This window comes from Fundidesulfovibrio sp. (assembly GCF_058402725.1).
On record NZ_JBZVFJ010000127.1, the window covers coordinates 1 to 10,906 of the forward strand.

6 protein-coding genes and 2 pseudogenes are annotated in these 10,906 nt (G+C 70.7%); 1 reads left to right on the forward strand and 7 read right to left on the reverse strand.

The features are described 5' to 3' along the window. Positions 1-859, forward strand: a pseudogene (locus tag ACV4UX_RS14670) (hypothetical protein); the annotation flags it as partial. 79 nt (positions 860-938) lie between these two features. On the opposite strand, the gene ACV4UX_RS14675 reads toward ACV4UX_RS14670, so the two are convergent. The 7 genes and pseudogenes from ACV4UX_RS14675 to ACV4UX_RS14705 all read right to left on the reverse strand — a co-directional run bounded on the left by ACV4UX_RS14675 (position 939) and on the right by ACV4UX_RS14705 (position 10,521). Then, positions 939-1,742 (reverse strand): glycosyltransferase family 2 protein, encoded by an 804-nt coding sequence (locus ACV4UX_RS14675; protein ID WP_491594025.1) that lies wholly within the window; start codon positions 1,740-1,742, stop codon positions 939-941. Between the two features lie 175 nt (positions 1,743-1,917). Further along, positions 1,918-2,568, reverse strand: a complete 651-nt coding sequence (locus tag ACV4UX_RS14680) for a hypothetical protein (RefSeq protein WP_491594026.1) — start codon at positions 2,566-2,568, stop codon at positions 1,918-1,920. 109 nt (positions 2,569-2,677) lie between these two features. Next, a complete protein-coding gene (locus tag ACV4UX_RS14685) occupies positions 2,678-6,970 on the reverse strand; it encodes a BadF/BadG/BcrA/BcrD ATPase family protein (protein ID WP_491594027.1) in 4,293 nt (1,430 codons plus the stop codon). 39 nt (positions 6,971-7,009) lie between these two features. Continuing rightward, complete coding sequence (locus ACV4UX_RS14690; protein ID WP_491594028.1) at positions 7,010-8,158, reverse strand: hypothetical protein; 1,149 nt, start codon at positions 8,156-8,158, stop codon at positions 7,010-7,012. A gap of 58 nt (positions 8,159-8,216) precedes the next feature. Then, positions 8,217-8,630 carry a cytochrome c3 family protein gene (locus ACV4UX_RS14695; protein ID WP_491594029.1) on the reverse strand — a complete coding sequence of 138 codons (414 nt, stop codon included), beginning with the start codon at positions 8,628-8,630 and terminating at the stop codon, positions 8,217-8,219. A gap of 92 nt (positions 8,631-8,722) precedes the next feature. Then, positions 8,723-9,421: pseudogene (gene cobJ, locus ACV4UX_RS14700) on the reverse strand (precorrin-3B C(17)-methyltransferase). Positions 9,422-9,465: 44 nt separating this feature from the next. Continuing rightward, positions 9,466-10,521: a cobalt-precorrin 5A hydrolase gene (locus tag ACV4UX_RS14705; RefSeq protein ID WP_491594030.1), complete on the reverse strand. Its 1,056-nt coding sequence runs from the start codon at positions 10,519-10,521 to the stop codon at positions 9,466-9,468. Positions 10,522-10,906: the final 385 nt, after the last annotated feature.

Consider the following 10,906-nt stretch of genomic DNA (forward strand, 5'->3'; position numbering starts at 1 on the left):
CCACCCGTGGCTGCTCTCCATGCCGGAGAGCCTTGTGTCCCGGCACGGTGTTCACGGCGTCAAGCTGTTTGAAGCAACGCACAATCTCTACATCCAGCTCTTCGCCGGGGGAGGGCTGGTCCTGCTGGTCCTCTGGTGCATGCTCTGGTGGCGCACGGTGCGGACATGCCTCTGGTCCGCATGGACCGGGCGATCCCCCGTTTCGGCGGCCTGCGCTCTTTCGGCGTGCGCGTTCGCCCTGTTCGGCTTGTTTCAGGAGATGGTCTACATCCCTGTCGTCTGGCTGGTCTTTTTTCTTTGCATCGCCAGGGCGGCCTTCATCGAGAACAACACTCAGGATGCGCCGGCCATGCCGCGCGCATGGAACTGGGCGTTGGCGGCCCTGATGGTCGCTGTGGCCGGCATGGCCTGGAGGGTGGCGGAGGTCGCCGTCGGGAGGGCGGATTCGCTGGCTGTCTCCATCAGGCGGGAAGCCCCGGTGATCGGGGGACTTTTCGCTCCGGAGGTGGTTGGCGGGGAAGTTGCGCGGTGGAGCCCGGGAGTGTGCCAGATCGCTCTGCACGGAGGGGGACCCTGGCGCATTGGGCTGCATCCGGCCGGTGGACCCGGTGTGGGGGCGGGCTGGACGCCCACCGTACGCGTGGCGGGCGGTCGGGTCGAACCGCGTGTTGCCGTTGAAGGGAACCGGGTGGAGTGGACCGTGTCCCGCAGCGACGAGGGCAAGGTCGTGGTCCTGGTCTCCTCACCCGGCAGGTTTCTCCCGTTCGCCCTGTCCAGGCTGGAGCATCGCCCCTTGGGCTTCACCGTGACGGCAACGGGTCTCCCAAACGATCTGCCCGTCGTGGAAGGAGGGCCATGAGTCCTGGAGGCGCGGGGAGGGCGGGGCCTGGACCGGCGCACCGTGTCGGGCTCACGGGGTCCGGTTCACCGGATTCGGCTCACAGGGGCGGCGCGGCCCGGCGCGCGGCCAGCACCAGGCGCTTGGACTCCTCCAGGAGCCTGGCCCAGTTGGCCGAGCTGTGCACGTTCACCTCGCGGTTGTCGTGGGTGCGCACGGAATAGAGCGTCCTGGGCACGTGGAGGAAGCGCGCCCCGGCCAGGGCGAAGCGCAGGTAGAGGTCGTGGTCGTTGGCCAGGTAGGTCTCGTCGTACCAGCCGCAGCGCTCGTGCAGGGAGCGGCGGTAGAGCTTGGAGACCCCGCAGAGGTACCAGTCGCGGAAGCAGCGCTCGAAGCTGTAGTCGGGCACCTTGAACTCGCGCAGGATGCGCATGGCGTCGTCGAAGACGAACATGTCGGAATAGACGAAATCCGCCTCTCCTGCGTCCAGGGGCTGGGCCAGGGAGCTCACCATCTGGGGGTGCAGGAGGTCGTCGGAGGCCACATAGGTGCAGTAGTCGCCCTCTGCGGCGCGGAAGCCCCGGTTGTAGGTGGGCGTGGAGCCCCGGTTCGTCTCGTTGCGCAGCACCTTCAGGGTGCGCCCTTCCCGGCGGTAGCGCGGATGCGCGGTGCGCTCGATCACGTCGGCGGCCTCGTCGTAACGGGAGGCGAAGGAGGTCGTCGCCTCCGCCACGTCGTCGGCGAAGCGTTCGATCACCTGGCGGGTCTCGTCGGTGGAGCAGTCGTCGACCACCACCAGCTCGATGTTGGGCCAGTCCTGGAACCAGATGGAATCCAGGCACGCGCCCAGGTAGCGGGCCTGATTGTACGTGGGTACGACGACGGAGACGAGGGGGCGGGACACGGACTTCTCCACGGTTGACGTTGGGGCGAAGCGTTGCGCGGCAAGGCCCGGCGCACGGTGGGTACCGCAATCGCCGGGAGGCATCAACACAAGGCGGCGGGACTCCGCGCGGGACCGGCGGGAGACCCGGGACGGGAAGGCGCGGCGGCCTCCCCGCTCCGGGACTGATCGGGCGCTACTTGCAGAACTTTATGGAGTCCATGACCTGGCGCAGCGTGGGCTGGGCGGCCTGGAACTCCTCGTTGGAACTGTAGGCCATCAGGTTGATGTAGAAGTTCTGGCCGTCGTAGCACTGCCAGATGATGCGTTGGATTCCGTTGGTCTGGGGCGCTTCAACCACTTCCCATCCGATCACGCCGCACTTCTTCTTGGGGTCGCCGTCGTCGCGGCGCTTGGCCTCCAGGAGTTTCTTGATCTTGATGTCCTCCTTGGCGGACTTCAGGCTCGCGTCCACGGAGGCCTTGGCCGGGAAACTGGGCTGCATCTGGGTCATGTGCAGGGTGAAGCCCATGGTGGAGCCGGGCTTCTGAAAGCTTACCGAGTCCGATTCCGGTTCGCCGGAAACCTTCTCCCATCCGGCCGGGATGGTGAACTCCAGGTTTCGCGCCGTGTTCTTGAAGGTTGTGGCCTGGGCCAGGGGCTTGGAGACGCCTCCGGCGAAGCCCTTGCCGCCCTGTCCCTGCGCGGGGGCGGGGGCCTTGTCCTTCTTGGTCACGGCGTCCAGGCCCTGCTGGAGAACGCCGAACTGGGCCAGGGCCGGGAGGGCGAAGGCGAGCGACAGGATGCAGGCGCAGAAGGCGACGGAGAGGCGAAAACGTTTGTTCATGGCTTCCTCGCGGTGAAGGGTGCTGGACGTGACGATGTGCCGCGCCGGGGCGTCCGCCGGGCGGCGGGATGTCCCATGCTGAACCCATTACGACATGTCGTGCCGGTGTTCAAGCCCCTGTGAGTCGGTCCGACCGGGAGGAGGCCATGGCCTCGTGCAGGCGCAGGGCCTGGAGGCAGAAAGCTTCCAGGCGGGCCTCGGCCAATTGCGGAAAGGGGTTGCCGTCGGTCTCCAGGCAGAGCAGCGGCAGCTTGCCGCGCGCGTGGGCAGGGAGGCGGCGCACGCGTTCGGGGTGCAGCCGGGCCAGGGCGTCGGTGTCGTAGCGTCTTGCCAGGGCGGCCTCGGCCAGCCGGGTGGGCATGCAGCCGAAGGGGCCGATGGCGATCACGCCGCAAAAGGGGTTCAGGATCTCCTGGAAGGCTCCGCCCACCGTAAGCACCGCCTCTCCCGTGAGCAGGGGCGACACGTAGGGCGCGGCGGCGCGCACCAGGGACTCCACGGAGGATTCGTGGAGGCCCGTGAGCCCCGAGGGTTCCAGCGCCGCGCGCACCTGCCTCCAGGCCAGGCGCTTGAACCACTGGCGCACCCGGCCACCGAAACCGGAGGGTCGGGTGATGCCCTGGTTCTGGAGCCAGTCCGTGTAAAAGACCCACTCGCTCACCGGGGCCGTGTGCACGGCGATGCCCTCTGCCGCGAGGCGCTCCAGGAGTCCCTGCCGGGAGATGGGGTCGTGGCGCACGAAGATCTCCCCGGCCAGCAGGACAAGGGGAACGTGGCGGACGGGCGTCCGCAGCGGCAGGCGCGCCAGGGCCAGGGCCTCGCTGCGCATGGCGGCCAGGGCCTCCCGCCAGGAGCGGGTCATGGCCTCTGCAATGCGCCTGCGGGAGCCCTCCCAGGCGGCCAGGGCCTCGGCCGGGTCGCACGCGGCGGCCAGGAGCAGGGAGCGAGCCTCTTCGAGGAAATCCCCGGCCGCGACGCCGCGCCAGATGGCCAGGGTCACGGCCGCGCCCAGCCCCTGGTAGCCGTTGTCGGCAGTGGCCGAGAGCACGGCGGCGTCGGGGATGGCGTTGCGGGCGATGAGTCTGCGCGTGAAGCGCTCGTACTGCCCGAACCGGCAGGGTCCCTGCGCGCCGGGCATGAAATAGACCGTCACCTCGTCCCGGGGCCGCGCCTCCAGGTGGTCCAGGAGCGTGCCTACGGTGAGCTGCAGGGGCAGGCATTCCTTGCAGCTGGTGTTGCCGCGGCCCAGCTTGAGGGCCTCGTCGTCGGCGGGCGGCAGGGCCTGGGCGCGTATGCCCCGGCCGCGCAGGGCCTGGGCGCTGAGCGTGGAGGCAACGGGGTTCATGCTGGGCAGGGCCAGGGTCACGCGGGGGTGGCGCAGGGGGAGCCACTCGCCGGAGGAGGCGCGCACGCCGGGCTCCCGGCCGCGCTGTTCCACCCTGGCGGGGACGGACGTCGTGGCTGCCCGGGGCCGCGAGGCGCGCGGGGCGCGCTGGTGGCTGCGCGCGATGTCCAGGAAGGCTTCCAGACGCGTCTCGATGCCCGCGTCGGCGGTGTGGCTGTCCACCTCCAGGACCAGGGAGGGCTGCGGCCCCATCTCGTCGCGGAAATAGCCCAGCAGGAAGGAGTCCGGCCCGCAGGAGAAGTTGGTGACAAAGGCCCCGAAGAGCCGGGAATGCGCACGGGCGGCCCGCGCGGCGGCCAGGATGGTTCGGCCCTGGCCCAAGTACATGGTGAAGTCGTCCCGGGCGTGAGGGTCCAGGGGGAGCATGTCGCAGGGGATCACCAGCGCCCCGCGCGTGGCCAGCTTTTCGGGGACGGCCTTGTTGGCCTCGGGTGCGAAGGCGTTGTAGGCGCGCCCGAAGAGGACCACGCCCGTGAGGTCGGGCTGGGCGTTCAGCCGTGCCATGGCCTCCCGGCCCAGGGCGTCCAGGTCGGCGCGGCAGGCGGCCTGGGCCTCGAGGCCTGCCCGGAAGGCCCTGCGCGCGGCGCGCGCGTCAGCGCCAAGGGCGCGGCCCAGTTCCGCGAAGGGCCGCTCGCAGCGTTCAAGTCCCTGGCGGAAATCCAGCGTTGGCGTGTGCAGTCGTCCGGCGTAGGCCTCCAGTTCGGGAAAGGCCCCCCGCAGGTAGAAGGGCTCGCCCTGGAGCAGCACGCAGGTGCAGGAGTCCGCCTGGCCTCCGGCTGCGGGCACGGAGCGCACGTGGGGCAGGAAGAGGTGGTCGGGCCGCTGGGCCAGGAGGTCGGCCAGGAAGCCGTGGGCCAGCTCCGCCGGGTGGCACAGGGCCGCGAGGCGGCGTTTGATCCCCTCCGGCTCGGCGCGCCGGGGGAGCAGGGGTTCGTGTCCCAGTTCGCGAAAGAAGGCCGCGAAGAGGGGGAAGTAGGTGTTGGTCAGGTAGGAGCGGGAGATGCCCACGGTGGGGCGGCCGTGCTGGGGGGCTTGGCGGTCGCGGAAGACGCGGCGCTGCCGGGCCTGCACGAAGTCCAGGTCGCGGGCGTCGGCGGCGCGGCCCTGGCGCAGGTTCTCGAAGCGGTTGCAGATGCCCCCGAAGGGGTGCACGCGTCCGGCCACCTCGATGCGCTCGATGCGGCAGCCCCTGTCGCAGCCCTGCTGGCCGCCTCGGCCGCCCCGGCAGGTGAAGGGCGCGCGGCGGGAGGCCTCGCGCCCGGCCAGGACGTCCAGGTCGAAGTCGCCTTTCGGCAGGAGACCCTCGTCCTGCCTGCGGGCCACCTCCAGGGCCACGCCCAGCGCGCCCATGAGGCCGGGCTCCGGCGGCACCACGATGCGCCGCCCCGTGAGCATGGCCATGGCCGCGGGCACGGCCCGGTTGTAGCATACGCCGCCCTGCATGAAGATGCGCCGCCCCACGGGGCGGTTGCCCTTCACGCGCGTGACGTAGTTGAGGCACACCGAATGGGCCAGCCCGGCCAGGATTTCGGGAAGTGGCATGCCCTCCTGGGCGGCGCGCTTGATGTCGGAGCCGATGAAGGCGGAACACTGGTCGTTGAAGTCCGGCGTGGCGTCCGCCGCGAGGGCCATGGGGGCGATGTCCGCCGTGGGCACGCGCAGGGACTCCCAGGCAGCCTCCTCCAGGAAGGAGCCCGTGCCCGCGCTGCAGGCCTCGTTCATGGCCGCGTCGCAGGGGCGCCCCTTGTCCAGCTGGGTGTATTTGGCGTCCTGGCCGCCGATCTCGAAGATGGTGTCCACGGCGGGATCGTAGTGTACCGCTGCGGCGGCGTGTGCCACAATTTCGTTGATGGCCGCCGTGGCTCCGGCGTGCAGGGCCGCGATGGCCCGGCCCGAACCCGTTACGCCCAGGCCCTGGATGCGCGCTCGGCCCCCCAGCGCCCGGGCCAGCGCCGCGTAGACCCGGCGGGAAGCCCCCACCGGGTCGCCCCCGGTGCGCAGGTAATCCCCGGCCAGGACCGCCCCGTCGCGCAGGCGCAGCACCACGCCCTTGGTGGTGGTGGACCCCACGTCCAACCCTGCCACGGCAACGTCTCCGGGGCGCGCCTCGGCGCGGGAGGCGTCCTTGAAGTCCACCAGGCCCAGGGCCTCGCGGAGGGGCTTGCGGCGGGCGAAGCTGCGGGCGCGGCCCGTGACCGGATCACCGTCGCCGGGCGGCGCGGGGCGGCGGCTTTGGGCCCAGAGGGCAGCGCCAAGGGCCTCGAACCAGGGGGCTTCCGGGGGGACGTTCAGTCCGGGCAGTTCCTGGCGCAGGAAGCGCACGAGGAAGGGGTTCGCGGCGCAGCCTCCCGTGAGGAGCACCGGTGCGGACGGCAGAGCCTCCAGAAGCTCCAGGCACTTGAGGGCCATCATGCGGCCCAGCCCGGCCACAACGGCGGATTTGTCCGCGCCCTTGTTCAGGGCGTGGGTGCAGTCGGACTTGCAGAACACGGAGCAGCGCCCGGACACGGCCCAGGGCTGCGCTTGGGGGTCCAGCCCCGGCAGGTCCTCCACCGCGAGGCCCATGCGCGCCAGTTGCTGGGCCAGGAATTCGCCCGTGCCCGATGCGCATTTGTTGCCGGACTGGATGTCGCGCACGCGCCCTGAGGCGTCCAGGGCGTAGGCCATGAAGGTCTCGCCCCCGGCGCTGAGCACCGTGCAGGGGCCGTTGCTGTCGCCGCGAACGCGGGCAACGGCCAGTTCCACCGCTTCGGGTTCGCTCAGGGATGGCAGGCGGGTGAGGGTGCGCAGGCTCCGACCCGTGACGGCCACGTGCAGTCCGCGCCAGTCGGGGAGTCCATCGAGCAGTCGACGCAGCGTTCCGGCCGGGTCGCCGCCATGGGGCACGCTCGCGGTGGAAACCGGCGCGTGCTCGGCCCTGTCGGGGCGCAGCCGCACGGTGCTGACGGAGGTGGCCCCCAGGCAGATGCCCAGGGCGTCGGGAGGCATGGACGGCATGGACGGCAGGTCGCCCGGCTCGGTGCGATCCGCCGGGCGCTAGTCCATTTCCTGGACCAGGGCCTGGATTTCCTCCCGGATGATCTTGGCGGCGGCAGCCGGGACGGCCTTGCGGATCTCGGCCAGCAACTCCTGGCGCAGGGCGTCCAGGTCGTCGCGGGAGACCAGGGCGGAGAGGTCCGGCGCGGAAGCCGACTCCAGGGCCGCAAGACGCTGTCCCATGGCGTCCAGGGCTTCCTGGAGGGGGGAGGCGTCCGGCGGCGCGGGCAGGGCGTCCAGTCGCGCGGCCAGTTCGTCCAGGCGGGGCGTCGGGTCGGCCTGCGGCTCGGGGAGGCCGGCCTTGAAGGCCTCGATGCGGGCGTCCACAAGGGCGGCCAGGGCCTCTTCGTCCAAAGGTTCGGGCGCAGGCGGGATCTGGGCCATCACGGCGTCGCGGACGCGCTCGGCGAGGGCGTCCTCGTCCAGGGCGGGGGCGGGCTCTGGCTGGGGCACTGCGGCCAGGACGTCGGCCTTGACGCGTTGGGCCAGGGCCTCTTCGTCGAGGGGGACGGGCAGCTCTGCCTGGAGGGAGTCCAGACGGCCGGACAGTTCTTCGCGCAGGCTCTCCACCAGGAGGGCGGGGTCCGCAGGCTGGACGGGTTCGGGCAACTGGTCCTTGAACTGGGCCAGGGCGTCGTCCAGGAGGGTCTTGAACTGGGCGGCCAGGGATTCGCCGAGGCCGGAAATCTTGTCCTCCAGGGCGTCAAGGCGCTGGGAGAGGGCGTCGACAGCCGGACCGACAGCCGGACCGGGGGCCGCGCCAAACGGGTCGGCGGCGATGATCGGGGGGGCCGCTGCAGCCATGGATGCGGAACCGGGAGAGAAATAGTCGTCCGTGAGTTCCGGGAGGTCTGCGCCGGGCTTGTCCTTGTCGGCATCGGCCAGCAGCGCGTCCAGGCCGTCGAGGTCGATGTCGTCGCCGGGCGCCGCGGGATCGTCGCCGGGCAGGTGCAGGTCGTCCAGGCCGGGCAGGTCCGAGCCCTTGGCGGACGCGCCGGGCGCGGAACCCGGCTGGGGGTCGGCGAAGAGGTCTTCCAGTTCCTTCTCGAAGCTCAGGTCGACGCCGCCGGCGTCCGGCTTGCTGGGGGCGCCGGGTCCGTGTTCGATGATGTCGGTCAGCTCGATGACGTCTTCGGGGGACTTGGCCATGGGACTCTCCGCGCCGTGCAGAAAGGGCGCGGGAGGCAAGCCCCCGCGCCCAGACGTGCTACTGCTGTTGGGGATGGCAGGCGTTGCAGGCGATCGGGGCGTTCTTGCCCTCAGCCTTGGCCTTCTTGTGGCAGCCCACGCAGCTCTTGGTGGACTCGCCCTTGTGGAAAGCCATGTAGAAGCTCTTCTCGCTGGTCTTGTCGGCCGGGTCGACGTTGTCGTGGCAGCCCTTGTCCGAGCACTTGAAGCCCTTGTCGGACTTGCCGTCCCAGTTGTGGTGGCAAGCCTTGCAGTCGGCGGCCTTGTGGCCGGCGCCGGCATGGCTGAACTTCACGGGAGCCTTGGTAGCGGTGGCCCCGGCGGGCACCTTCAGCTCCATGTCCTTGGGCGCGTCCACGGCCCACAGCGCGGGCAGGCAGAAAGCACCGACCATCAGGGCACACATCACCATCACAAAAAACGGTTTCTTCATTCCCATCCACCTCCTCACCGAAAAATGTTGAATGAAAAAATTCACATAGCATTTACGGGCAGAAAAGGCCCCGTGTCAAGGCGCTGACGAAATTATTCCAGGCCGTACTTGCCCGCGTAGCCGCGTGGCGTGAGCATTTTTTCCCCGGCCATCCGGGTGCTTGCGTTGCCCACCACCACGATGGTGAGCATGTCCGCCCAGGCGGGGTCGGCCTCCCGGAGCGTGGACACGCGCACGCTCTGGCCCTCGCGGCAGGCCTGGCACAAGAAACCAAAAGGGGTCTTCGGGGCGCGGTGTCGCGCCGCGGTGGCGAGAGTGCGTTTCCGCAATCCCTAACGCCACCCGGAGCGTGGATTGTAGAGCGCCAGCACGAAATCCGCCGAGGCCGCCGCCTCCAGGCGCTTTTCGATGAGCTCCCACGGCGTGAGCAGGTCGGAAAGGCTCACGCAGGCGAAATCGTGCGTGAGCGGAGCGCCCAGCAGCGCGGCCGCCCCGATCACCGCCGGGATGCCGGGGACCACCTCGAACTCCACGCATTCGAGCAGGCCTCGCGTTTCCAGCATTTCCAGCACCAGACCGGCCATGCCGTAGACCCCCGAATCACCGCCCGAGACCACGGCCGTGTCGCGCCCCGCCAGGGCCGATTCCACGGCCAGGGCGCAGCGTTCCACCTCCCCCATCATGCCCGTGGCCACCACCTCCTTGCCCGCCAGAAGCTCCGGGGGCACAAGGACCAGGTAGGTGGAGTAGCCCGCCACCACGGCGGCGCGCTGGAGCGTCGCCCGGGCCATGGGCGCCAGGAGCGACGCGTCTCCGGGGCCCAGCCCCACCACGCTCAGACGGCCAGAGCCAGGGCCACCGTCACGGCGCGCGTCTTGAATTTCGGCAGCAGGAGTTTGTCCGATCCGCTGGTCAGAAGGGCGGCCGCCTCGCATACGCTTTCCACTCCCATATGTTTGAAGGCTTTCGCCGAAGGGTTGGGGACGGGCACGCCCGCAAGGCGCGCCGCCGGAAGGAAGGCCAGCTCCGCGCCCAGGGCGCGGGCCGCCTCGAGGAGCCCAGCCTCGTCGCGTTTGGCCTCGATGGAGGCCAGCACGGCGATGCTGGCCGGGGACACCCGGCGCAGGGCGCAGGCCGCCTCGATGGCTTCGAGAATCTCTCCGGCGCTCGTCCCCCTGCGGCAGCCCACGCCCGCCGCCACCACCCGGGGGCGCAGGGCCAGGCAGCCTTCCGGCAGGGGGGCCGTGCTCCAGGTGACCGCCACGCAGGGCCTGCCCGGCTCCAGCAGGTGCGGGGCCGCCACCCACTCGAAGCGTCCCGTTTGGGCCGGGGGCACGCTCAGCAGGGCTGAGGGGTCGAAGAGCTGCACGCTCTTGCCCTCCAGGAGCCCGGCGTTCACGGAGCGCACGGCTTCCAGATTGTCGATGGCCAGCCCGGAGTCGCGGGCCAGCAGATCCAGGGAAGGCAGGCCCTCCACGTCGGTGGCCGTGGTGATCACGGCCTGGCCTCCGGTGAAGGCCGCCGCGCGCCGGGCCAGGTCGTTGGCCCCGCCCAGGTGGCCGGAGAGGAGGCTCACGGCGAAGCGTCCGGTCTGGTCCAGCACCACCACGGCCGGGTCCTTCGCCTTGCCCAGGAGCAGGGGGGCCACGGCGCGCACCACGATGCCGCAGGCCGCCACGAAGAGATGCCCGGGCCGGGCGTGGAACTCGGCCGCCACGGCCTCCACGAGGGCGTCGAAGCCGTGTTCGCCGGGGGCGGCGAAACGCCGGGGCGCGAAGACATCGCCCCCCAGCTCCCGCGCGAGCCCGCGCGCCAGGCGCGCGCCCTGGGGCGTGAGCGCCCAGACGGCCGGTGACCGGGGGGGGGCGGGGGAGGAGCCTCCGGCGGGCAAAGAGGGCTCCGCCCTCTGAGGCTGCTGACAAAGTCGGCTTTGCGACTTTTTCAGCAGCCCTGCGCGGAGCGCAGCCTGGAGCAGGGCGGCTTTGCCGCCCGTAAGCGCCTTGCGCAAACCCCGTCTTCGGGGTTTGTCGTCACGCAAAGAGGGCTCCGCCCTCTCTGCACTCTCCCGCCAGGGAACAGTGTTCCCTGGACCCTTTACGGGGTGTCCGGGGTGGTTCTGAGTCATGGGATGCTGCCGCGGTGGCCGGGCAATTTGTTGGGGATTCCAAAGGGATTCAATCCCTTTGGCGGGAGAGGCCCGGGCGGCGGGGTCGGGCTGGCCCGTGGTGGGCGCGGGGGCGCTGAGCCAGCCTTCGCGGCGCAGCGCCTCCAGGGTC